Source organism: Bradyrhizobium sp. 141, assembly GCF_023074055.1.
Lineage (GTDB): Bacteria > Pseudomonadota > Alphaproteobacteria > Rhizobiales > Xanthobacteraceae > Bradyrhizobium.
In genome coordinates this window covers 1-20,374 of the sequence record NZ_JADPKR010000115.1, presented here as the reverse complement: position 1 = coordinate 20,374, position 20,374 = coordinate 1, and the positions used below count along the sequence as shown (strand labels likewise).

Annotated in this window: 36 protein-coding genes and 1 tRNA gene; 17 read left to right on the top strand and 20 right to left on the bottom strand. The window is 60.3% G+C overall.

Annotated elements, in window-relative coordinates; genetic code table 11:
* The first annotated feature begins 75 nt into the window (after window positions 1-75).
* Window positions 76-1,251: an OpgC domain-containing protein gene (locus IVA81_RS38770; protein ID WP_247328765.1), complete on the top strand. Its 1,176-nt coding sequence runs from the start codon at window positions 76-78 to the stop codon at window positions 1,249-1,251.
* 65 nt (window positions 1,252-1,316) lie between these two features.
* Here the strand turns inward: IVA81_RS38770 and IVA81_RS38765 are convergent, their stop codons facing one another.
* A complete protein-coding gene (locus IVA81_RS38765) occupies window positions 1,317-1,511 on the bottom strand; it encodes a hypothetical protein (protein ID WP_247328762.1) in 195 nt (64 codons plus the stop codon).
* 279 nt (window positions 1,512-1,790) lie between these two features.
* Here IVA81_RS38765 and IVA81_RS38760 point away from each other — a divergent pair, with 279 nt between their 5' ends.
* Window positions 1,791-1,988, top strand: coding sequence for a hypothetical protein (locus IVA81_RS38760; protein WP_247328759.1), 198 nt, complete (start codon window positions 1,791-1,793; stop codon window positions 1,986-1,988).
* Window positions 1,989-2,238: 250 nt separating this feature from the next.
* Complete coding sequence (locus tag IVA81_RS38755; protein WP_247328757.1) at window positions 2,239-2,442, top strand: hypothetical protein; 204 nt, start codon at window positions 2,239-2,241, stop codon at window positions 2,440-2,442.
* Between the two features lie 261 nt (window positions 2,443-2,703).
* Here IVA81_RS38755 and IVA81_RS38750 read toward each other — a convergent pair.
* The 4 genes from IVA81_RS38750 to IVA81_RS38735 all read right to left on the bottom strand — a co-directional run bounded on the left by IVA81_RS38750 (window position 2,704) and on the right by IVA81_RS38735 (window position 5,117).
* Window positions 2,704-2,780 (bottom strand) — tRNA-Pro (locus IVA81_RS38750).
* Window positions 2,781-2,877: 97 nt separating this feature from the next.
* The gene (locus IVA81_RS38745) at window positions 2,878-3,363 is read right to left on the bottom strand and encodes a DUF192 domain-containing protein (RefSeq protein ID WP_247328736.1); all 486 of its coding nucleotides are present in this window, start codon (window positions 3,361-3,363) and stop codon (window positions 2,878-2,880) included.
* Between the two features lie 132 nt (window positions 3,364-3,495).
* Window positions 3,496-4,158, bottom strand: a complete 663-nt coding sequence (locus IVA81_RS38740) for a cold-shock protein (protein WP_247328716.1) — start codon at window positions 4,156-4,158, stop codon at window positions 3,496-3,498.
* 197 nt (window positions 4,159-4,355) lie between these two features.
* Window positions 4,356-5,117: an NAD-dependent protein deacetylase gene (locus IVA81_RS38735; protein WP_247328713.1), complete on the bottom strand. Its 762-nt coding sequence runs from the start codon at window positions 5,115-5,117 to the stop codon at window positions 4,356-4,358.
* A gap of 240 nt (window positions 5,118-5,357) precedes the next feature.
* On the opposite strand from IVA81_RS38735, the gene IVA81_RS38730 reads away from it, so the two are divergent.
* The gene (locus IVA81_RS38730) at window positions 5,358-5,522 is read left to right on the top strand and encodes a hypothetical protein (RefSeq protein WP_162832225.1); all 165 of its coding nucleotides are present in this window, start codon (window positions 5,358-5,360) and stop codon (window positions 5,520-5,522) included.
* A 65-nt stretch (window positions 5,523-5,587) separates the two neighbouring features.
* Here IVA81_RS38730 and IVA81_RS38725 read toward each other — a convergent pair whose 3' ends face one another.
* Entirely contained in the window at window positions 5,588-5,878 is a 291-nt protein-coding gene (locus IVA81_RS38725) for a hypothetical protein (RefSeq protein WP_247328693.1), read from the bottom strand.
* Window positions 5,879-6,140: 262 nt separating this feature from the next.
* Here IVA81_RS38725 and IVA81_RS38720 point away from each other — a divergent pair, with 262 nt between their 5' ends.
* Both IVA81_RS38720 and IVA81_RS40565 read left to right on the top strand, forming a co-directional pair.
* Window positions 6,141-6,389 carry a hypothetical protein gene (locus tag IVA81_RS38720; protein WP_247328689.1) on the top strand — a complete coding sequence of 83 codons (249 nt, stop codon included), beginning with the start codon at window positions 6,141-6,143 and terminating at the stop codon, window positions 6,387-6,389.
* Window positions 6,390-6,466: 77 nt separating this feature from the next.
* The gene (locus IVA81_RS40565) at window positions 6,467-6,589 is read left to right on the top strand and encodes a hypothetical protein (protein ID WP_256469429.1); all 123 of its coding nucleotides are present in this window, start codon (window positions 6,467-6,469) and stop codon (window positions 6,587-6,589) included.
* A 53-nt stretch (window positions 6,590-6,642) separates the two neighbouring features.
* On the opposite strand, the gene IVA81_RS38715 is transcribed toward IVA81_RS40565, so the two are convergent.
* Window positions 6,643-6,840, bottom strand: a complete 198-nt coding sequence (locus tag IVA81_RS38715) for a hypothetical protein (protein WP_247328686.1) — start codon at window positions 6,838-6,840, stop codon at window positions 6,643-6,645.
* 666 nt (window positions 6,841-7,506) lie between these two features.
* Between IVA81_RS38715 and IVA81_RS38710 the strand changes: the two genes are divergently transcribed.
* Window positions 7,507-7,686, top strand: coding sequence for a hypothetical protein (locus IVA81_RS38710; protein ID WP_247328683.1), 180 nt, complete (start codon window positions 7,507-7,509; stop codon window positions 7,684-7,686).
* A 117-nt stretch (window positions 7,687-7,803) separates the two neighbouring features.
* Here the strand turns inward: IVA81_RS38710 and IVA81_RS38705 are convergent, their stop codons facing one another.
* Window positions 7,804-7,941, bottom strand: coding sequence for a hypothetical protein (locus tag IVA81_RS38705; RefSeq protein ID WP_247328680.1), 138 nt, complete (start codon window positions 7,939-7,941; stop codon window positions 7,804-7,806).
* A 345-nt stretch (window positions 7,942-8,286) separates the two neighbouring features.
* Here IVA81_RS38705 and IVA81_RS38700 point away from each other — a divergent pair, with 345 nt between their 5' ends.
* On the top strand, window positions 8,287-8,463 hold the full coding sequence (locus IVA81_RS38700; RefSeq protein WP_247328677.1) for a hypothetical protein: 177 nt from the start codon (window positions 8,287-8,289) through the stop codon (window positions 8,461-8,463).
* A gap of 50 nt (window positions 8,464-8,513) precedes the next feature.
* Here the strand turns inward: IVA81_RS38700 and IVA81_RS38695 are convergent, their stop codons facing one another.
* Window positions 8,514-8,810, bottom strand: a complete 297-nt coding sequence (locus tag IVA81_RS38695; protein ID WP_045007219.1) for an HU family DNA-binding protein — start codon at window positions 8,808-8,810, stop codon at window positions 8,514-8,516.
* A gap of 349 nt (window positions 8,811-9,159) precedes the next feature.
* On the opposite strand from IVA81_RS38695, the gene IVA81_RS38690 reads away from it, so the two are divergent.
* Both IVA81_RS38690 and IVA81_RS38685 read left to right on the top strand, forming a co-directional pair.
* Complete coding sequence (locus IVA81_RS38690) at window positions 9,160-9,651, top strand: hypothetical protein (RefSeq protein WP_247328674.1); 492 nt, start codon at window positions 9,160-9,162, stop codon at window positions 9,649-9,651.
* A 213-nt stretch (window positions 9,652-9,864) separates the two neighbouring features.
* Window positions 9,865-10,167 carry a hypothetical protein gene (locus IVA81_RS38685; protein ID WP_247328672.1) on the top strand — a complete coding sequence of 101 codons (303 nt, stop codon included), beginning with the start codon at window positions 9,865-9,867 and terminating at the stop codon, window positions 10,165-10,167.
* A gap of 56 nt (window positions 10,168-10,223) precedes the next feature.
* Here IVA81_RS38685 and IVA81_RS38680 read toward each other — a convergent pair whose 3' ends face one another.
* The 6 genes from IVA81_RS38680 to IVA81_RS38655 form a co-directional block, all read right to left on the bottom strand.
* Window positions 10,224-10,601: a hypothetical protein gene (locus tag IVA81_RS38680; protein WP_247328669.1), complete on the bottom strand. Its 378-nt coding sequence runs from the start codon at window positions 10,599-10,601 to the stop codon at window positions 10,224-10,226.
* A gap of 12 nt (window positions 10,602-10,613) precedes the next feature.
* Window positions 10,614-10,778: a hypothetical protein gene (locus IVA81_RS38675; protein WP_247328666.1), complete on the bottom strand. Its 165-nt coding sequence runs from the start codon at window positions 10,776-10,778 to the stop codon at window positions 10,614-10,616.
* A 71-nt stretch (window positions 10,779-10,849) separates the two neighbouring features.
* Window positions 10,850-11,425, bottom strand: a complete 576-nt coding sequence (locus IVA81_RS38670) for a Fic family protein (RefSeq protein WP_247328663.1) — start codon at window positions 11,423-11,425, stop codon at window positions 10,850-10,852.
* A 10-nt stretch (window positions 11,426-11,435) separates the two neighbouring features.
* Complete coding sequence (locus IVA81_RS38665) at window positions 11,436-11,636, bottom strand: hypothetical protein (RefSeq protein ID WP_247328660.1); 201 nt, start codon at window positions 11,634-11,636, stop codon at window positions 11,436-11,438.
* A 216-nt stretch (window positions 11,637-11,852) separates the two neighbouring features.
* A complete protein-coding gene (locus tag IVA81_RS38660; protein WP_247328657.1) occupies window positions 11,853-12,077 on the bottom strand; it encodes a hypothetical protein in 225 nt (74 codons plus the stop codon).
* Entirely contained in the window at window positions 12,074-12,307 is a 234-nt protein-coding gene (locus IVA81_RS38655) for a hypothetical protein (protein WP_247328655.1), read from the bottom strand. The genes IVA81_RS38660 and IVA81_RS38655 overlap by 4 nt, the downstream gene beginning before the upstream one ends.
* A 95-nt stretch (window positions 12,308-12,402) precedes the next feature.
* Here IVA81_RS38655 and IVA81_RS38650 point away from each other — a divergent pair, with 95 nt between their 5' ends.
* Genes IVA81_RS38650 through IVA81_RS38640 form a run of 3 tightly spaced genes read left to right on the top strand, consistent with a single transcriptional unit; the run spans window position 12,403 to window position 12,991 of the window.
* Complete coding sequence (locus IVA81_RS38650; RefSeq protein WP_247328652.1) at window positions 12,403-12,594, top strand: DUF3072 domain-containing protein; 192 nt, start codon at window positions 12,403-12,405, stop codon at window positions 12,592-12,594.
* Between the two features lie 57 nt (window positions 12,595-12,651).
* A complete protein-coding gene (locus IVA81_RS38645) occupies window positions 12,652-12,804 on the top strand; it encodes a hypothetical protein (protein ID WP_247328649.1) in 153 nt (50 codons plus the stop codon).
* 34 nt (window positions 12,805-12,838) lie between these two features.
* A complete protein-coding gene (locus tag IVA81_RS38640; RefSeq protein WP_247328646.1) occupies window positions 12,839-12,991 on the top strand; it encodes a hypothetical protein in 153 nt (50 codons plus the stop codon).
* A gap of 508 nt (window positions 12,992-13,499) precedes the next feature.
* Here the strand turns inward: IVA81_RS38640 and IVA81_RS38635 are convergent.
* Together IVA81_RS38635 and IVA81_RS38630 are read right to left on the bottom strand one after the other, a co-directional pair.
* Complete coding sequence (locus tag IVA81_RS38635) at window positions 13,500-13,898, bottom strand: hypothetical protein (RefSeq protein WP_247328643.1); 399 nt, start codon at window positions 13,896-13,898, stop codon at window positions 13,500-13,502.
* A gap of 536 nt (window positions 13,899-14,434) precedes the next feature.
* Window positions 14,435-14,971 (bottom strand): hypothetical protein, encoded by a 537-nt coding sequence (locus tag IVA81_RS38630; protein ID WP_247328640.1) that lies wholly within the window; start codon window positions 14,969-14,971, stop codon window positions 14,435-14,437.
* Between the two features lie 1,001 nt (window positions 14,972-15,972).
* Between IVA81_RS38630 and IVA81_RS38625 the strand changes: the two genes are divergently transcribed.
* A complete protein-coding gene (locus IVA81_RS38625; RefSeq protein WP_247328637.1) occupies window positions 15,973-16,611 on the top strand; it encodes a hypothetical protein in 639 nt (212 codons plus the stop codon).
* A 47-nt stretch (window positions 16,612-16,658) separates the two neighbouring features.
* Here the strand turns inward: IVA81_RS38625 and IVA81_RS38620 are convergent, their stop codons facing one another.
* Window positions 16,659-16,817, bottom strand: coding sequence for a hypothetical protein (locus IVA81_RS38620; RefSeq protein WP_247328635.1), 159 nt, complete (start codon window positions 16,815-16,817; stop codon window positions 16,659-16,661).
* Between the two features lie 423 nt (window positions 16,818-17,240).
* Here IVA81_RS38620 and IVA81_RS38615 point away from each other — a divergent pair, with 423 nt between their 5' ends.
* The 3 genes from IVA81_RS38615 to IVA81_RS38605 all read left to right on the top strand — a co-directional run bounded on the left by IVA81_RS38615 (window position 17,241) and on the right by IVA81_RS38605 (window position 19,682).
* On the top strand, window positions 17,241-17,639 hold the full coding sequence (locus tag IVA81_RS38615; protein ID WP_247328632.1) for a hypothetical protein: 399 nt from the start codon (window positions 17,241-17,243) through the stop codon (window positions 17,637-17,639).
* Window positions 17,640-18,290: 651 nt separating this feature from the next.
* On the top strand, window positions 18,291-18,743 hold the full coding sequence (locus IVA81_RS38610; RefSeq protein ID WP_247328629.1) for a VOC family protein: 453 nt from the start codon (window positions 18,291-18,293) through the stop codon (window positions 18,741-18,743).
* A 300-nt stretch (window positions 18,744-19,043) separates the two neighbouring features.
* On the top strand, window positions 19,044-19,682 hold the full coding sequence (locus IVA81_RS38605; protein ID WP_247328625.1) for a glutathione S-transferase: 639 nt from the start codon (window positions 19,044-19,046) through the stop codon (window positions 19,680-19,682).
* A 165-nt stretch (window positions 19,683-19,847) separates the two neighbouring features.
* Here the strand turns inward: IVA81_RS38605 and IVA81_RS38600 are convergent, their stop codons facing one another.
* The gene (locus tag IVA81_RS38600; RefSeq protein ID WP_097662679.1) at window positions 19,848-20,015 is read right to left on the bottom strand and encodes a hypothetical protein; all 168 of its coding nucleotides are present in this window, start codon (window positions 20,013-20,015) and stop codon (window positions 19,848-19,850) included.
* Window positions 20,016-20,020: 5 nt separating this feature from the next.
* Window positions 20,021-20,266, bottom strand: a complete 246-nt coding sequence (locus IVA81_RS38595) for a hypothetical protein (protein WP_247328622.1) — start codon at window positions 20,264-20,266, stop codon at window positions 20,021-20,023.
* Window positions 20,267-20,374 lie beyond the last annotated feature (108 nt).

The following is a 20,374-nucleotide window of genomic DNA, read 5'->3' as shown; positions in this document are numbered from 1 at the left end:
CCGCGCTGGGGTCCCGCCCGGCGGCGCTGCCTCGCCGACATCAGTGTAACCGTCCCCTCCGAGAGCTCCCGTCGCATGTCCTTCCTGAACATCAACGCCACGCTCCCTGACAAAGGCCGTGACCTCAGGCTCGACCTGTTTCGCGGGGTCGCGAATTGGGCGATCTTCCTCGACCACATTCCCGACAACGTCGTGAATTGGATCACGACGCGCAATTACGGCTTTTCCGACGCAGCGGACCTGTTCGTCTTCATCTCCGGCTACACGGCCTCCTTCGTCTATGCGCGGATGATGCTGGACCGCGGCTTCCTCGTCGGCGCCACCAGGCTCACCAAGCGCGTCTGGCAGCTCTACGTCGCCCACATCATCCTGTTCGTGATCTATATCGCCTCGATCAGCTATCTGGCGCTGCGCTTCGGCGATTCCGAGATGATCAACGAGTTCAACGTCGCCGGCCTCGTCGACAACGCCACCGAGACGCTGCGCCAGGGCCTGTTCCTCCGCTTCAAGCCGCTCAATCTCGACGTGCTGCCGCTCTACATCGTGCTGATGGGGCTGTTCCCGCCAGTGCTGTGGTTCATGCTGCGCAAGCCCGACCTCACGATGGTGCTGTCGATCGTGCTGTGGCTGGTCGCGCGTCACTTCGGCTGGAATCTGAACGCCTATCCGGCCGGCCAGTGGTACTTCAACCCCTATTGCTGGCAGGTGCTGTTCGTGTTCGGCGCCTGGTGCGCGATGGGCGGCGCACGCCGCTCGATGACGCTGATCAACGCGCCGATCACGCTCTACTTCTGCCTCGGCTATCTCCTGTTCGCGCTGATCATGACCATGGCCGGCCGCTTCCCCGCGTTCGGCGGCATGTTCCCGGAGTGGCTGTTCTCGGCCTTCAACCCGAACGACAAGACCAACCTCGCGCCCTATCGCTTCCTCCACTTCGTGGTGATCGTGATCCTCGTGATCCGCTTCGTGCCGAAGGAATGGCCGGGGCTCGAATGGAAGGTGTTCGATCCCTTGATCGTCTGCGGCCAGCAGTCGCTCGCCGTGTTCTGCGTCGGCGTGTTCCTGTCCTTCGTCGGCCATTTCGAGCTGTCGATGAGCTCGGGCTCGCTGCTCGCGCAGATCTTCGTCAGCGTTGCCGGCATCGCGATCATGACGACGGTGGCTTATTACATCTCGTGGTCGAAGAAGCAGGACAAGCCGCTGAAGCCGCCGCCGCCCAAGCCGGCGGCAACCGCGGCGAAGGCGGCCTGAGCCGGGAACGCTGCCGTTCTACGCTGACGTGCGTGGATGATGGCTCATTCCAGGCTCATCGCGCTTCAGGCCACCTCCTCGCCGTCGAACTCGGTGAATTTCCTGTAGATCCAATCGCGGCCGTCATGACGGCGCCAGACCTTGCCGACCACGAGCTGCCCGTTGATCGAGCGGCGGGGTACGATCACGGTCCAGAGGTGCCAGATCTCGCTCCAACTCGATTGCGGACCGGCGGTTTTGAAGTTGCGATCGAAAGTCATGGCGCAGAACTCACAGGATACGCGCGCCGCGACGAACCGTGACCTTGTGTGAGCACGAATTGCAGGCAGCCCATCGCGAGCCGGAATCGATCTGATAACGATCGCCAAAAGCGGCCGCAACAACCGCTCATCCTTAACCTAACCGGTCAACCTTACCTCTCGTGGCTTCGGACCGGAATCGGTTGAAAGAGAGCGTCGATTTTTTTAGAATGTTTCGTGATTTGAGATGGCCGCGCCGCGCGCGTGGCAATTTGATTGAGCTGACGTCAGATTTTGTAATTGAATTTCGAGACGATTCGTCAGGACGGCCAAAATGAATTTGCAATGTGCACGTTTGCGCCTGGCGCTGCGAATGACGCCGGTCGCAAGGACGCCGGTGCAAGAGCCGCCGCAAGCCGCCAACGACAACCAGATGGTCTGGCCGTTCGTTCCGTTTCCGCCGGGCTGGCACGCTTCGGGTTGATCGGCCGGATCTGACAAAAATGACGTCCGAAAAGCGCAACGCCGCGCAAGCGGAATATCATCGCTTGGCGGCGTCCGTTTAGACATTGGGCGCTGAAATCCCCAACACACATAAGTCTATTGCGACGCCCAAAGGTTCGATGCGGCGTCGGCAATTCTGCCCCGGTCTGAGGCGCGCCGCGATCAGATCAGCGGCCGGCGCTTGCGCTTGACGCAGCCTGGGCATCGGAGTGAAGCCTGCGTTGCGCGCTCGTCGAGGTCGGGAATGCTCGGTCATGCCGATGCGGGCAAAATTCCATTGTCGCGCCCTTCGTCGGACAGCAACCAATCACTGCGCACCGCGTTGCAGCTTTTTCCCGTCTATCAGGGCATCCGAGGTGTCCGCGATCCGCGCGCGCCCGCCTGCCCTCATGTCCATGTGAACTGGAGCGCGGCCGGTGAATTTTCGCGAACGAGCCGAAACCAATGAACAGCAGACGGCAGGGCAAGCGTGCCACATCGATACGCCTGAGAAACTCGCGGAGACGCCGGAGCCCGGAAGCTCTCTGCTCGCGCTCTGTGGGCTCGGCCTTGCGGGGATAGCGATGCTGGGATGGATCTGCGCCCTCGCCTGGATCGCCTGGCGCCTGGTCAATTGGCTCTTATTCTGAACGCAGCGCCAGGAAGCTAAAGGGGCTCAAGCTCTGGTGGGCCATCGGGCTTGAGGGTCCCCCGGGGGGTAGGTCGGGACTGGTCGGGGCAGCTGGATTCGAACCAACGACCTGCAGTACCCAAAACTGCCGCGCTACCAGGCTGCGCTATACCCCGAATGTCCGGCGAGCCCCGTCGATACACGCTTCCAAAGGCGCCAGCAAGCTTACAAACTGGCGCCAGCAAGGCTGGCAACGACCTTCGCCTGCCCGCCCTATTTGCTGCCGAACAGCGGGTGGCCGACGCGGTCGCCAGGGCGGATGCCGTATTTCTGCGCCGTTCCTGCCGCGACCTCCAGCACGGCCCGGGCGGGCCCCCGGGACGAGATGATCTTCGTCGACATCGGCTCGGTGTTCTCGGCGATGCGCAGGATGCGGCCGTTGGCGCCGATGAAGATCATGTCGAGCGAGACATAGGTGTTCTTCATCCACATCGAGATTTCCTGCTCGGGATTGAAGTCGAACAGCATGCCTTTGCCGTCCGCCAATTCCTTGCGGTACATCAGGCCGGTCTGCTTCTCCTCCTCGGTCGTCGCCATTTCCACCGAGAACACCTGCACGCCGTTCTTGGTGACGATTTCGAGCGGCTGGAAGCTCGCGGCACGGACAGGACCGCTTGCGGCCGCCACGCCGGCGATGACGAGGATGGCGGCAAGCCAGCCCTTCAGAGCGGACCAGACAGCCTTCCGATCAAGATTCATGGGTGACACTCGAGGCGTGGGACGGGAACCAGTCCTTACGCGGCGGTCGCCGGAAAAGCCAGAGGCGCGCCGGCCTGCCGGCGCGCCTCTGCTCACGATTGCGGGAGTGACAATAGCGGGACTTGGCGCCCTTTAGTGCGACTGCAATCCCGGCGATCCGGTCTCGGGATGGATCTCGGCCGCCATCATGCCCTTGGAGCCGGGCCCGAAGCGGACCAGGACATACTGGCCGGGCCTGAGCTCGGTCATGCCGAAGCGGCGCAGCGTCTCCATATGCACGAAGATGTCGGGCGTGCCCTCGCCGCAGGTCAGGAAGCCGAAGCCGCGCAGGCGGTTGAACCATTTGACCTGGGCCCGTTCCAGCCCGCTGGTCGCGGTGACCGTGACATGGGTGCGCGGCGGAAGCATCTGCGCCGGATGAATCGCCGTCGACTCGTCCATCGAGACCACGCGGAACGCCTGGTAACCCTTGGCGCGCTGAATGCACTCGACGACGATGCGGGCGCCTTCATAGGCGGTCTGGAAGCCGTCGCGCCTAAGCACGGTTACGTGCAGGAGCACGTCCGGCCAGCCGTTGTCGGGAACGATGAAGCCGTAGCCTTTGGAGGCGTCGAACCATTTGATGACGCCATGGACTTCGACGAGATTTGCGCTGGCCTCACCCAACCCGCTGAAGGGACTGAGTGCGCTGTCGCGACCGGCGCCGCCGTGTTCGCCCGGCGTGATCCGCCCGGACGATACTCCCTGCCCGGGAACCCCGAGCTTCTTGGACTCAAATCCGTCCGACGACCCCATAACCCCGGACCCCACACTGTCATGCGACCCGCCTCAGCAGCGGCGTCGAATCACGCGTCGTTCGAGAACCTTCTCAACTGGACGCGACGCGAATCTTTCGACTCAAAAGATAACACTCCCGGTTGCGAGGCATAGACAAAAAAGAGATTCGACGGAACCTATGAACAGCTTGCACAGCCGCGAATCAAACTGATGCCTCAATTGCCGACAAAGGGCCCGAGCGTTTCGCCGATGTCGTGGTGGATGACGAGGTCGGCGATGTCGTCCTGTTCGGTCGGCTCGCGATTGATGATCACCAAACGAGCACCGGCGTTCTTCGCCATCATCGGAAAGCCCGCCGCCGGCCAGACCACGAGCGAGGAACCGATCGCGATGAAGAGGTCGCAGGCTTTCGACAGCGCGGTCGCGCGCTGCATTTCCTCGTCCGGCATCATCTGGCCGAAGGAGATCGTGGCGGTCTTCACCGGCTCCTCGCAGGCCCTGCAATTGGGCGCGACGCCGCCGTCGTCGAAGCGACGCTTCACCCAGTCGAGCGAATAGGCCTGTCCGCATCCGATGCAGCGCGCATAAGTGGTATTGCCGTGAAGTTCAACCACGTGCTCGCCGGCGAAGCCGGAGGCCTGATGCAGATTGTCGATGTTCTGGGTGATGACGGCGGGAACTTTGCCGGCGCGGTAGAGCGAGGCCAGCGCGCGATGGCCGCGGCCGGGCCTCGCCGCAGCAAAGACCTCCTCCATCGCAAAACGGCGACGCCAGGATTCGTCTCGCGCTGACTGGCTCGCGACGAATTCGTCGAACGGGATCGGACGGTTGCGCGTCCAAATTCCGCCCGGCGAGCGGAAGTCGGGAATGCCGCACTCGGTCGAGATGCCGGCGCCGGTGAACGGCACGATGGTCCTGGCCTCGGCGATCATGTCGCCGAGCCGTTCAACGCCGCTTTGAAGATCCGATGCAATCAATCGCGGCCTCCCGATTCGTTTTGCCCTGCAGCAACCGTGCGCAAGCGGCAAGATTGTTGACGCTCTTATCAAGCGCTAACGCGATGCGCTCGGCAATTTTTTCCGGCCTTCGCATATCACAATCCTGCAATGCCTCCTCCCCATTGACGCCCCATTCGGAAGCATCAATGGATGGGTGATGCGACTCAAGATGATGCGGCGGCAGTGCTTGAGCTCAGTAGTAGAACCGAGGGGATGGCTATGACCGAAGACGAAGAACGCAAAGCCCGTGAGCGCGATGAGATCGCCGCCCGTGTTGCCGCCTTCCGTGCCACGCAGGAAAAATTCAAGCGTGAGCGCGAGGAGTATTTCGTGTCGACGCTAGAGAACGCCCGCAAGGTCGAACGGCCCTCGCTTTGGCCGTAAGACGCGTCTGATCGATGCGCATGAAAAAAGCCCGGAGCGATGCTCCGGGCTTTTCGCTTGCCACTTTACCAATGGCGCCAGTGGTGATGGCGCCGGTAGTAGGGTCCGCCGCCGTAATAGGCATAGGGGCCAGACCCGTAATAGTAGCCGGGCCCGTCATAATAGCCGTAGCGGGGACCATAATAGCCGTAGGGGTGCGACGCTGCGACCGCGCCCGCGGTGATCGCGCCGGCGGCGAGGCCGAATGCGAGGCCCGGGCCGATGCCGCGTCCGCGCGCCTCGGCAGGCGCCGGGGCTGCAACCGCGGTCACGCCGACGGCTGCGACGGTGGCTAGAACTGCCAGTGTCTTCTTCATGCTCTCCTCCTTCGCGTCTCGCAGAGATAACGATGAGCGCCTGCGATGGTTGCGCGCAGGGTACGGAACCGGGCGCCGCAAAAAAATCGTGGAGCCCGGAACGAAATCGCCGGGAACGCATTGCCTCTTTAAGTGCGGGAGCCTCCGCCATCCGGGTTGAGGCGACAGCACGAAGCCCCGTCAGCATCTCCGCGATGCTGGCGGGGTTTTCATTTCACGGGGAGCAGATGGCAGCACACGACGATTGCTGCCAGCGGGGCGAATGATCGAGGAGGAAGGTTTGCCCTTATCTGCTTTGCTGGCCCGTATCCGCAAGATGGTTCCCAAATCCGACGATCAGCACTACGACGAGATCGTTCGCAGCTTCGGGGTCGGCGCGCTGCACCCGCCGCCGACGCCGATGAGTGATCGCGAGCTGGCCCAGGCCATCGCCGAGTTCCTGAAAGAGCAGCCCTCGAGCGAATCCGTTGCCACCCTCGGGCGCCGGCTCGACCCCTCCTCTCCAGTCTAGTTTCTTCGCGAGGAGCAGGGAACCAGGATTGCGCGCGGACGTTGAATTCTTTCTCACGCAGAGCGGAAGAGGCTGACATGCCCGCGTGGCTCGAAGTCTTGCTCAACCTGTCCGGCTATGCCGGCTTCGTGGCGCTTGCCTCGCGCGGCACCACGTGCTCGCAGGCGCCGGCCGACCGCATCCACAGCGACGAGCGCTAATCGGCGCGCGCCGCTCTAGTTGGCGTGCGCAGCTCTAGTTGGCGTGCGCCGCATTAATTGGCGTGCGCCGCCTGGCCCGCCGTGCGCACCAGCCGGTCGGCCTTGACCGCAACGCGCGTATCCTCGACCTGCGGCCGCAGCGAGAAGCTGATCACCACGAAAGCGAGACAGAACAACGTGCCGACGATGGCGACACGCCGGTAGGTGGGCCGGTCGCCTTGGTAAAAAGACGGCTCTGAAAAAGGTGTCATGACAAAATGGCTTCTTGGCAAAGTCGCTTCTTGCTTGTCTTTGCCAGACACCTATCCCAAGCAGCGGCAAGCGCAACGTGATTGGGCTTTTAACCTAACCGAATAGGGTTATCGGCTTCCCCGCAAATGATCGTTAGGAATTTGCGGAGCGCCTCCGATCACGGCGAGCCGCTTTTCGTATCGCGCAAGGCCGAGGCTGCGACGGTTTGCTGCTTGCCGACCGGCTTTGTTCCAGCTTCGACACCATTTCGTTCTCGAGGAACGAATCGGAATCGAAGAAATCGGCGCGGCACAGTTCTTAACAAAACATGCACGCGCGACGATCCGATCACGTCGCATCCCGAGACGAAGCATCAGGAGATTTCGATCCCGGCGGCGGCACCTGCGGCACCGAGGGCTTGCCTTTGCGCAAACGCGGGTGCCGATCGTACCAAAACACTTTGGCGATCTCGGCGAGAAACCAGCACGCATCCATGTCGCTCTCCTCGCCCACTCCTTAACGAAGAGACGTGGACGGGACTGTGCGAAGCCTCACGCTGTCTGGTTCTGACACGCGCGACCGCATCGCCGCCGGCAGGCGCAACATGTTCTGCATCCGACTCCATTTCGTTCTCAAAGAACGAATCGGAGTCGGAAAAATCGGCGCGGAGCGATTCCTAACGATCGATGAAGGCGCGCGACGCAACGTCTTCAGCGGTCGTCGGCACAATCTTCGGCGACAAGAATTTCGAGACGACGGCGAACACGATGACGATCTCGCGGCAAGGTTCGCATCGAAAGCTCTTGGCGGAGATCGCAATCATCGGCTTGGCGCATCGCGGGCATGTCATGCAGGCCGAACGCTGATGGCACATGTTCGTTCCCAGGACATCAGCAGCGAATGGTTGCGGCCGATCCGGCAAACCCGCCAAAGCAAGCTTCAGGTGGGTCGTGTCGTCCGCCCCCGCTGCGAAGCCCGCCCGATCAAGCCGCCCGCTTCGCTTGGCCCTTCTGCGAGAAGCATTCCAGGATCTGGATGCGGAGCTCCTCTGCGGCCGGGCCCTCGAGCTTCCTGAGCTCGTTCCAGAGCCTGATCACTTCACGCTGCTTTTCGACGGTCATGAGTCACCTCCAAGCGATTGACCTAAGGCGGCTCACTAGAACAAAATGAGAACAAAAAGTCCAGCCCCCTTGCTGGCGATTTCCCTGGGCATGTCGCGTTGAACCTTTTCGGCACCGCGCGGACCCATGGGAGCTGGGGATTTCAGCGCCCAGTCATATGGCAGCGCCGCGGGTAGACGAACATATTCCGTCATCGCGGCGCGGTTGCTTTTTGGGTTTTCAACTTTAAGTTAGGAATACGGCTGGCGGCCAGGCGCTGAAATCCCAACGCCGTCAGCCAGAAGAGCCCCGTGCGAAAGCGCGGGGTTTTTCTCTTGAGGCCGTCGCTGACTGCCAGAGGCGCCGATGATCTGCGAGTTCTGTGAGAACGAGGTCCCGATCGGACTTTCGATCTGCCCGGCTTGCGGGAAACCGCAGAGCGCGCCCGGACAGGCCGACCGACGATCTCTGTGGTTTGTCCTGATCGTCGTGGCGATGTTCGGCATCGCCGTCGCCGAACACCACTTTGTCTTCAGCCGTTGATCGTTGCGCCGGCTCGCGAAAAAGCCCGCCGCAATGACGTCGGCAGCGCCTTAGACGGAATCCTTGGCCACCTTCAGCGGCGAGGCCTTGACCGACTTGCTCGCGGGCTTGGCCGCAAACTGCATCGGCTCCTTGGTGAAGGGATTGACGCCCATGCGGGCTTCGGTCGCCGGCTTGTTCACGACCGACATCTTCACGAAGCCGGGAATGACGAACTCGCCGGACTCGTTGAGCTCCTTGTAGCCGACGGTGGCCATGAACTCGATCACCGACTTCACGTCGTTCTTCGAAAGCTGCGTGCCCTCGGCAATTGCATCAATCAATTGAGTCTTCGTCATCTTCGCCATGTCTGAATTCCTTTTGTGCGCGCGAGCAACTCTGCTGTGGACGCGGCCTGAAGCGCGGGGACGCGCTGCTGATTTCATGCCAGAGGTCATGAAGTGACGGGGCTTAGAACCCATCGAGGCCGAAAACGCAAGCAGGGGTTCTGCGGGGTTCCCTGCTTCCTGTGCAAGATGCCGCAGGACATACCTCGGTCCTGTTTGAACCATTTGGCGGCTGGCACGTCTCATCATTGAAGTCCCCAAGCTTCACCCCACCAGAAGGCCCCGCTTCCCCCAGGCGGGGTTTTCGCTTTTGGGCATGGCAGAACGCCCCGGCTGATATAAGGGTCTGAAGTTCTCTCGTGGGGTGCTCATGAAGGTCGCTATCGTCGTCGCAGGTTTGATCGTTATTGTCGTGGCAGCCCTCGTCGCGATCCAGCCGAGCTTCCTGAAGCCTGCGTCCCTCGCCGTCGTGAAAAAGTCCGACATCTTCGGCTTCTCGCCCGGGATGACGTTCGATGAGACCAGCAAGCTCGTCACTCAACGCCACTATCTCTGCCGCCGGGGCCGCGGCTCCTACACCCTCGAATGCGACATCAATGGCGCCAAGGTCACCGTCGACAGCGACGAGGCCGACGCCAGGCACCCGATCCGGCGCGTCAATGCGACGTTGAACAATCCGGGGTCGCAGGAAACCGCCGTCAAATCGATCTCCGACCAGGTCAACGCGCAAGCCGTCAAGGACCGCGAGGGGTGGACATGGATCGTCGGCCGCGGGCTCAAGCTGAGCTATGACGGCCTCGCCTTGAACCTCGTGGACGAGTCCGCGGAGGTCCGGCTGCGCAAGGAGGACGCAAAGCGCTAAAGCATGATCCGGACAAGTGCGCAGCGGTTTTCCGAAAAGATCATGCTTAAACAACAACCTAAAGCGCGATGGCGATTCATCCTCATCGCATCGCGCTTTAGAGCGTGAAGTCACCTCGGCGTGAAACTTGTGGCTCGGCTTGCCTTGTTGACACTTCAGTAACCCAACGCCGCCAAGCTCACTTCAGTATCGTTGCGTTGGAGTATCCTGACAGTGCTGGATTTTAACGAGCTGCGTGAACTCGCGGCTGATGTTCGTGTCTTTGTCGACGTCGCCGAGGACAAGGCCGAAGCGCTCAGAGCCGTCATCGCGGCCTATGACGTGGTGCTGGCGATCTTCCCCACTGACGAGGGCATGGGCCTTCACGTCATCAAGGGCGGTCAGATCCTGGACACGATTGCAAAATCACGCAGCCATGCGATCTACAGCCACACGGCCATCGCGGTCCCCGACCTGCAACACGCCCAAGCGCTCAAGCTGCTGACGGCCCCGGTCGAACAACGGATTGCGGCCTAGCTGCAAGCAGCGAAGGTGTCGGCCTCGGCTGTCCCCCGGGGCTGCCGAGGGTCGTATCAGCGGTGCCGGTTCAAGAGCTGGAGCGGGAGCCATGATCCCAGCACCATGAGAAGCGCAACGGCTGCGACCACGACATACTTCAGGGGATGCTGCAACGAGGCGAGCGAGCCTTCGAGGTGAAGGTACGGGAGCACGATGTCCATCGCCATTCCGACCAGGGCAATCGCGACCAGGCCGCCAAAAGCGCAGGCAAAGACATTGACGATCCATCCGATCGTCCCGCGCCTGTTCGACCAGGCCTCGTAGATCGCGACCGCCAGCATCACGACAACAAAGACCAGCATGAAGGTCATCGGGCCGCCGACGCTCGACGTCGGGCCGAAGGCTTCCAGCAGCAGCAGCGCCGCCATTGCAAGCAATGTGATCGTCTTCACGACGCTCCCTCGTCAGTGCTCCAGCAAAAAGACTGCAGAGCCGATCACGATACAGCCGAGGCCGAAGACAGCCGTCGCGATTTCGACGACATTTTCGAGGCCGAAAAACCTGACGACGGCGCTCGATGCGGCAGACAGGACAATATCCACGATCGCGCTGAGCAAGGCTTGAAGCATAACGATTGGTCGCGCCGGCGGGGCTGGGGTTCGGCGACCGTGGATTAAATTCATCGCCGTTGCCCTCCGGGTTAGACGGTGACGAGGCCAGCTATGACTTGGGCCAACTCGGTTTCATCTCCGTCGAAACTGGCAATCATGGCATCGAGCATAGCGCCAGGGTCGAGCCGTTCCAGATCGAGCGGATGGCCGGCCAGCTCGGCCAACATGGCAAAGAACGACAATTGAGACCGCCCGTTTCCTTCGCGGAATGCGTGGATGACGTTCAATTCAGCGAGGAAGTGAGCAGCCTTCGCTGCGAACTCGGTCACAGGAAGATCCTTGAGGAAATGGTCGGTTTTCAATTCTTCAAAAAGCTTCGCGGCCTGGGCATCGATATGTTCGGGGAAACAAAATGGACTGCCTTGTTTAGACATCCGGACCGTCCGCGGCGTCCCTGCCCATTCGTAGACGTCCTGGAAAAGGTGATGATGAACAGCGCAGTAGTGGGCGAAGTCCAGCTGGCCTTCGGGAAACGGCTCGCTCGATCGAGCGCTTGAGATTTCGGCTTCGAAATCGTCAAGCTCTTCCTGGTCCCGCAGATCGAGCTTGTTAACGAGGACGGTGGAGTTTTCGTAGGTGTAAGGATCGTCAATCGCATCGTACATGCGATTGCGCTCAGCCTTTGCGGTAGCTGCGCAAGATCGTGCGGCGATACTCTTCCGCGGACAGGCCCTTGGCAGTGGCTTCGGCAGCTCGTTTGGTCATAGCCGGCTTCAGCCGAATGCCTTCAACAGCGCTGATCTTCGCAAAGCTGGCGCGGCCAACCACGAAGCCGCCCTTGTCGGTTTTTCCAGTCTGTCGCTTTTGCTTTGGCATTCCTGGAATTTATCACGTCCTTGTCGCTTTGCCCATGCCTCCAATTTCGTACCGACGAGTCACACACCAGGGCATTGCTAACCTGCAAGCGACGGACTCCCGACGAATTGATCGTCACAAGAGGCGCCGCAGCCTGGGGCAGCGCCTCTCCGGCAGTCATGGCGCTTCAGCGGCCCCGGGGCACTTACCGTTTGGGCTTCTCCGCGCCACGGCTCTCTACGGAATGTCCCCGGCTTTCCGGCTGCTACCGATCGAGACCGGCTTGTTCAGGAAATATTCGCGGTTGCCGGTCGCGGCTTCCGCGTACTGGTCGATGGCCACGATGATGGCCTGGACGTGGGCATAGCACCACCCTTCCCGCGTTGCCTTGCGGCGGACGTCCTCGAGCGCGGCGAGGAAAGGCGATAGCTCTCTTTCGTCGTCGAACCATCGCCTGCTCACCACGTCCTCCCGCCGAGCACCCTGCCCCTGGTCTGGCGCGGCTGCGCAGTCTTCAGCGCGTCACGCTCAGCGCAAAGACCTTCGACCTTCGCCTCCATCCGCGACAGCAGAGCTTCGGCCGAAGCCGTCCCGAGGCCCGCCCGCTGCAGCTGCAGGATCTCCTTCCTCTGCCTGCCCATCTGGATGCGCATCCGTTCGATCTCCCGCCTGACAGTGTCCAGGTCCGGCATGTTCCGCCTCGCGATTTGAATATGACGCCATGAGAACAAAAACGGAACGAAGAGTCGAGTCCGACGTTGGACGGAAAAGGAAAAGGAGACATGCGATGGCAGACAACACCGGGAAGGACCCGAAAGACTGGGTTTCCGGGAACGATCCGATGACGGGAGCCCAGGAATCCTACCTCAAGACCCTCGCCGAGCAGGCGCGCCAGACCCCGCCGGAGCAGGACCTGACCAAGGCCGAGGCCTCCGAGCTGATCGACAAGATGCGGCAAAAGGCTGGGCTAGAGGAGTGAGCCGTAGAATTGCGGAAACCTGGTACCGTGTGTATGCAAACGAAATTGGGAATCGAAATGCCTTATTTCGTTTGCGCCCGCGACGGAGCGGGCCAGATCATTTTGAAGAGAGACACCAGGGAAGCGGCCGAGAAGAAGGCCGCCGAGCTCCGCGACATGGGCTGTTTCGAAGTCGAGATCGTCGCGAAGGGTGTCGAGAAGGCGGCCTGAGGAACCGGCGCGATGCCGGCCGAGTTGGCTGTGCATGACCAAGGAATCTCTCCGGCATCAGGCCGACCGTGCCGAAGCTCTCGCCGCTCAGACGGCGGACGGCGAAATCAGAGAAGCTCTATTGAAAGCTGCGCAGGAATATCGGGCGCAGCTCGAGAACGGCGACGAGGAAGCCGATCCGGAGTGAGGCCAGGCCTCTTGCATCAGAGCGCCGTTCGGACTCGGCGCAGCGCCCTTAGGAACAAGTCCGGCCCATCGAAATTCATTAATTAAGCAGTGCCGGCATTCTCCCCCCTGCGTGCCGGCACTGACAGCCCCGTGGCGCCGCCGCTGCGGGGCTGTCCTTTAGGAGGCCATCATGAGTGACCGCACAGGCAACGAACCCGCACCGCTCGTGCTTTTCGGAGTGGCCATTCTCCCGGTCCTCGCCACGCTGGCGTGGTTCGCGTTCTGATTTTGTTTGACGATATTCGGAATTTCACTTCGATGATTACGGTGAGAGTGCACTAAGTTCGCTGCCGCGCGTCCTACGGACACGGACCGCACTCGCTGCCGCTGCAAGTTGAGCGCACCGCCACCGTAACAAAGGCTTCGTCCCAGGTCCGACTCGGACTGGTTTGGCTTCGCACAAGCTGATTTCACCGATTTTGGCTTCGCAGAGTATGCAAGGAAAGCGCCGATACGCTCGGTCCTCGTTAGTCGTCGTGAAGCAGCACGCCTTCTTGCTGGAAGGTGCCGTCGGTCCGGTAATAACTTTCGATGAGCTCGTCCCCGTTGCCCGCGAATGCGCTATACAAGCCGTGTTCATCCAGGTCTTTGAAATAAAACCCGACGCGGCTTTCCGCGAAGTGATCGATGCGGAAAGCCGCGAGGTGCGCCGTTTCGAATAACTTCTCGCCGTTTTTCGCTTTCCAGAAGTCGTGATCGCGCTCGCGCCAATGATACTCGCGCATGCCGGCTTTTATGGCTTGGTAGAGATGGTTGTCTCGCGCGAGTCGATCCTTTGCTGCCTCCGCCCGCTCCGCATTTTTTGATTGCCGCCACAGTAAGAACCCGCCCGCTATCGCCAGCACAGCTATAAGTGACCAATCCATGATACCCCACTCAATATTGCCCTCGTTAAGGTAACATGCACTAAATTGACCTCGCCACCTCTCGCTCTGCGGTTTCGATCCACGTTGGCCCACAGCGTATTGAGTGCACTGTCACCGCAACCATAAAACACATCAGCCCAAGCCTCCCGCACCCCACAGCCTGTCGCCGGGCTGGCCGTAGGGGCACTTTGCGACCATAGCCGGGTAGTTGCACTCGCAGTTCTTCCAATCAAACCCTGGGTGCCGTATAGGTACTCTCGCTCAACAAACGATGGCTTTGCAGTCGTGAACGGCTGAGGCTTGATGACCCGCCGCGTCTGAGTTTTGCGGCCTTCCAATATCGCGCACCACGGCGGCGCTGAAGATAATTGGGCGTTCTTTTACCTGGCGTGGAGAGGATGGCATCCATGCACCTGCTTTCTGTCGTTTGACAATGCACCGGCATTCACGTCGGGGCAGCCGCGGTGCATGACGATTGCCCTTGACGTGAATCTTGCGGAAGGAACTTGTACACTTCAAGCGCTTTCGCGGTGCTGTTACTTCGGCGGTCCCGGCACATAGATGACAGATGGAAACGCGCCGGTCGGAGTAGTCGGCTTCGACTTGGCAAGGCCGTAAGCCACAAACCCGCTCCCAACAACGAAACAAACGACCGGTACAACGAAGAAGATATAGACGCCCTTATGCCAAAGATGCGCTCGGGCTTCGGTCTTCAGCGCATGTTCTGGATCTTCACCATGGGAGGACCAGTACCAAAAGTAATTCCAGTTGTCGGCCATCATCATCACGCAGAAGAGCATGACCGCGGCGAACAACACACCAAGCGCATACGCACCGACACCCCATGGCACCCACGTTAGGAGCGCTTGGTCCACGCGATCACGCGAAAGGAGTGCAATCACCGCCGTCGCGGCGCCACCGTTTATCAGCAACACCGTTTGCGCGATAACCTTGCACGTTTCGTACGCAAATTTCGAAGCTTCGTGGCTTCGCGCGTACGCAAACTCGTCCTTAGCTACCTCCTCTTCTTCGTCCGCGACTTCATCCGTCAACGCAACCGCCGCATCAACCATATTTCCCTCCGGTTGTTCGTTTCAACACCACAACCAAGCAGGATTCGGATGGTCGGCGCAAGACGCTGGAAAACTTCCTGCTTGTCGGGGGGCTTTTCTTTTGCGCTCAAGTGAGTCGCAACTCCCCGTCAAAGGTCCGTTTACGTAATTCCGAAATTGGCGTACGATGTCCGCACGCCCGCCCCGGAGACATCACAGTGATTCAAAAATCAGCTTCTCGCTGGTTGCGGACCCGCGTGCGTCGTTCAGCCACTTTATAGATTCAAGTGGTCAATGCGTTGCCGTCAAAACCCTCGACCAGATCGAACACGCCCCGAGGAAGATTATCAGAAGCCCACCATGACCATCCGCCTGGACGGGTCAGTGATGGAGCGCGGAGTGCCCTTCCTCCGCCGGCTACACTGCATGGTGCAACTGGAGAAGTACCGGATCGGGTCCCCCTCGCACAGCTCGACGCCGTGGCGCAGATACCCCGGTATGCGGTGAGGAAAAACCCCTACTGCTTGTTGATCTACAAATGCCAGATCTCGCCGTGGGCACATGATCACTGGAGGGATGACGAAGGCTGGCGAGCACTGCTTGGACAGATCGACCGCACGAAGAAGGCTCCCAAGTTTGAACCCAAGCCGGTGAAGAAGCCGAATGACTGGGTACGGACAAAGAGCGGTAACCTGCCGGACTGGTGCTCCACGTCTTGAAGGCTTCACGCCCCTTGCCCGTTTCTTTCATCTCCTCCATCAACCAGGACGGCTCGGGGCCTCTCCCGGCCCAGCCTTTCGACGGGTCTTTGAGAGAGCGGTACTTCACCGTTGCGGTAGGTTTCTTGACCTCGCCAGGAATACGTCGCGGTGATGAGTGGATAGGTCTCATGCTGCTGGTCTAGCGGTAGGGCTTTAAATACGTTCACGAGCTTCCTCATACAATCTCCCGCTGTTGTCAGCCGTACGCTATGCTTTGCGCCGAAGACGGCCCATTGGCATTCAGGGGCATAGGGGGTTGAATTGTCGGAAGAGAAGATCAAGGCGCGTGTCACGAAATCGGCCCGCGTGTTCGTTCATAACGATCTCTCTAGTGCGGTAGGTTACTTCGCAACACTCATTGAAGAAAAACAGAAGGCCGGCAGCGGCGGCATCCTCATCGACGGCATGGTTTGCATGACACTGATCGCCTTCACATTCGAGGCGAACGTCAACTTCATGGGCTTTGAGATGGAGAAGGCAGGAAAGCTCCCGAACTGGAAAGAGCGCGACCCCTTCAACGAAAAGCTCAAGAAGGTATTCGGCGCCCTTTCCATTCCGATCGAGAAGGACAAGCGGCCGCACAAGACCATGGAGAACACGAAGCTTCTGAGGGACACCCTCGCCCATGGAAAGCCTGAGTACCGGGAATACGATGAGATAGAGATCGGTACACATGCAGAGATTGACTGGCGGTCGGGCGCCGACCTTCTCGCCGGTTGGCAGCTCGAATGCACGCCCGAGCACGTAGCCGAGGCTTCAGCCGATCTTGATGAGCTTTGGAAGCTTATGGTCGAGCAATCCGGGCTTGACCTGTGGGACACCATCACCCGAGGTGAAGGCGGAATCGAATTCATAGAGCATGTCGATCCGAACACGCCTTCGACGGTACCGAAACGTTAGGTTGGTCGTCCCGCTTGCCAGAGCGGAAAATACGCCCTCGGGGGACATCACACCGAGTAATCGGCCTCGTCGATAAACTCCTCAACCTCACTCTTCCAAAACTCCTGAGAGTTCGGCGCGTCGCTCACCTTCGGAGTTTTGAGCTCTTCAACGATGACGGTGACTCGATAATCGCGCGTGACGACGACTTTCTTTTCCGCAGACATCAGATGCTCCTATGAACACCTTTGGCATATCCACGAATCAATTCTGCTTCGCCACAAAAAAATGCGCCCATGCACATCTAAATTGGGTCAATAATTTTCTGAAACGCAGTTTCACGTGAAACTGTAAGTGCTTAGCCTGTGGATAGAATGTATGGTTGTGGATAAGTGGGATAGCCGAAGATTTCCCTTGCGAGTCTCATTGCGAATTTCCGCAAATCAGAGTCCGTGTGCAGCCGGCCATAAGACTTGTTCAGAAATTACTCGCGGTTACCTGTCGAGTACTCCAGCGCTTTACATCAACCGAGCTGTAATTACGGTGACAGTGCACTGAATTCAATCGCCACCTGCTCGCTCTACAACTCGTCCGCGCTTGGTACGGTGTCAATTGAGTGCACTGTCACCGCAACGAGTTCTGCCAGCGCCTTGCGCATCTTCCCTCTCGATCTGGACAGAATAAAACGGGGTATTGAGGCCATCTGCGATGAAGCACACGCAAGGGTGCTTGCGTCCCATCGGATCGAATTTCGCCCTTGTTTTCAGGCGCATCGTCTCTATCTGTCTCGCATGGAATTATCCGACATTCAGGATTTTGCAATCCAGGCCCGCCTAGCGGCAGTCCTTGGCGCAAGCGAGTTCGACCGCGTTTTCACCGGGGTTCGTTTTGCCGAGATCGAGGGGCCGCTGTTGTACGTCTACGCCAAAGACGAAGCCGCCGCTGCTGCGATAGAAGAAGACTTTGCCCTGCTCGTCGGAGACATCGCCAGCCGCATCTTGAAGCAAGACATTGACGTCGTGATCGTGCTGCCGAAGGTCTTGCAGTAGCTTAATTCGGTCGGATGATTTTCGCTGCGATTGGGTCTGTCGCATGCAAGGCGTGAGAGCGCGGCAGCTCAAACCGCCGCGTCCCTCGTTCAGGTGCATCCCCGGCTCAAGTTCTTGGGGCACCATGTTGCAGATTGCTCGAAAGTATATCCCTTACCCGCTTGTACCTGCTGGCACTTAGCCACCGTGCAGCCAGCCGCCGCGGGCGCACCCGCCATACACTTCTGCATATCGGCTTCGCGTAAAGCTTTGGCCTGCCCCTGAGCGGTCCCGAAAGGCCCATGCTTGGCAAGTGACTGTTTGCAGCACTTCACCGAAAAGCCGTTGTTGGTACACATCGAGATGTCTTGAGCGAAAGCCCCGGTCGAAGCCAGGACAAAGGCAGAAATCAAAAATACTCTCATAAAGCCTCCCGTTAAAGAGAGCCACGGTACAATCTCTGATGGCGGTCCGACTTGATGTTCATCCGTGAACAAGGGGGTTTATTTGCCTGACTTACGGTGCACTAATTCATCGCCACCCGCCAACGTGGATCCGTATTGGACCTCCTCACGCACACGCACCCCAGCCCCTGCCCCTCCTCCCACTTTCCTGCTATCTCTCCCTCCCGCCGACCCAAAAACCCTCCATCCGTTCCAGGGAGCAACAACCATGCGATACCTCCACACCATGCTGCGCGTGCGCAATCTCGATGTCGCGCTGAAGTTTTACCAGGATGCGCTGGGCTTGAAGGAGGTGCGGCGGATCGAGAATGACAAGGGACGTTTCACCCTGGTGTTCTTGTGCTCGGCGGACGATCTGGACGCGCTGAAGAAGCAGCCCTCGAGCCGCGGTGCGCCGCTGGTCGAGCTCACCTGGAATTGGGACGAGGAGAAATACGGCGAGGATCGCTTCTTCGGCCATCTCGCCTATGAGGTCGACGACATCTACGCCACTTGCGAGAAGCTGCAGAAGGCCGGCGTCACCATCAACCGTCCCCCACGCGACGGCAACATGGCCTTCGTCCGCTCGCCGGACCTGCACTCGATCGAGCTGCTGCAGAAGGGCGAGCCGAAGGCACCGCAGGAGCCTTGGACGTCGATGCCGAATACCGGCCATTGGTAGGGCTGCGCCGCAGGAACAAGCCCTCGCTGCCCGCGTTCACTCCTCGACAATGCAATTGGAGGAGGACGCGATGGGACGAGGACTGTTGCTGTGGATGCTTGGCGTGCCGATCCCCGTGATCATTCTGTTGTGGCTGTTCTTCGGCCGCTGAGCGACGGGATCAACTTGCCGAGTTGTTTGCAATGAAAGCTCCGCCGCGTGCGGAGCTTTTTGCATGAGAGGCGCGCCGCAATCGCGCATCGCGCGTTTCAGGAATTTCCGCTATCACCCGCGCAAGCACAACGCCGCGGGAGACGCCTGATGCCTGACACCAAGCTGACGATCTGGGGCCGCGCCAATTCGGTCAACGTGCAGAAGGTGCTGTGGTGCCTGACCGAGCTCGCTTTGCCCTATGAGCGCATCGACGCCGGCATGAGCTACGGCAGGACGCGCGAGGCCGACTATCTCGCGATGAACCCGAATGCGCGGATCCCGACGCTGGTCGAGGGCGACTTCGTGCTGTGGGAATCCAATTCGATCCTGCGCTATCTCTGCCTCGCGCACGGCCGTGGCACGCCGATCTATCCGGAGGCACCGAAGAGCCGCAGCTCGGTCGATCGCTGGCTCGACTGGACGCTGTCGTCCGTGCAGCCGGTCGACCGCCCGGTGTTCTGGGGCATCGTACGCACCGCGCCCGCCGAGCGCGACATGATCCAAGTGCAGCGCGATGCCGATGCCGCCGCCGAGGTCTGGGCGATCGCCGACCGCCTGCTCTCCTCGCGCCGCTTCATCGAGGGCGATGCGTTCACGCTCGCCGACATCGCGCTCGGCTCCTATGCGCGGCGCTGGCTCGGTGTCGAGGGCATCTCCCGGCCGGCGCAGCCGCATCTGACGCGCTGGCTCGCCGAGCTCGGCAAGCGGCCTGGATTTGCACAGTTCGTCGCGCCGCCGATGTCGTGAGCAAACCGCGCGATCAATCAGCCACATCTTTCGATGATGACATCATGCCCCTGCTTTGCCCGACGCGTCAACTTTCATTTCGCTAAATCCTAAGCACGGGAATGCTGAGGGTTTGCCGTGGCTTGGCTACTGTGCATGGGGTTGTTTTCGCGTTTTTGTTTGGGCTCAGCGCCAACCGCGCTCGACCAGCAGCACGCAGACGATCAGCACCAGCGTCACCGCCGCGGTCGCCAGCCGTGCCGTCCAGCTCAGGCCACGGCCGACCCACCACAACAGCGCGCAGTACATCAAGACGGGAACGATGAGGTCGAGGCGCAGCAAATCCGCCGGCATGGCCTTTAGCGCCTCACGGTGGTGTCGATGCTGATCGAGCCGCCGATCTTCACGCAGGTCCCGGTGCCCTCGACCATGACGAAGCGCGGGCCGTAAGTCGCGCAGGAGCCGGCGCGTGCCTTGCCGGCCGCGCCTTTCAGCGGAACGGTCGCGCCCGCCTGAGGCCGCTCGGCACGCGGCAGACGCAGGGTCTCCGCGGCGGCGGCGGACGTGGTCAGCAGCGAGATCAGGATGAGGATCGGCGTGCGCATGGCGGCGTTCTAGGAGCCTGTCTGTTTAGTCTCGGTGTGGCCGCGACGATAACATGACGGCGCTCATCCGGCAGCCAGCGCGAACTTTCGGAGGTTGTGGGCGGTGCA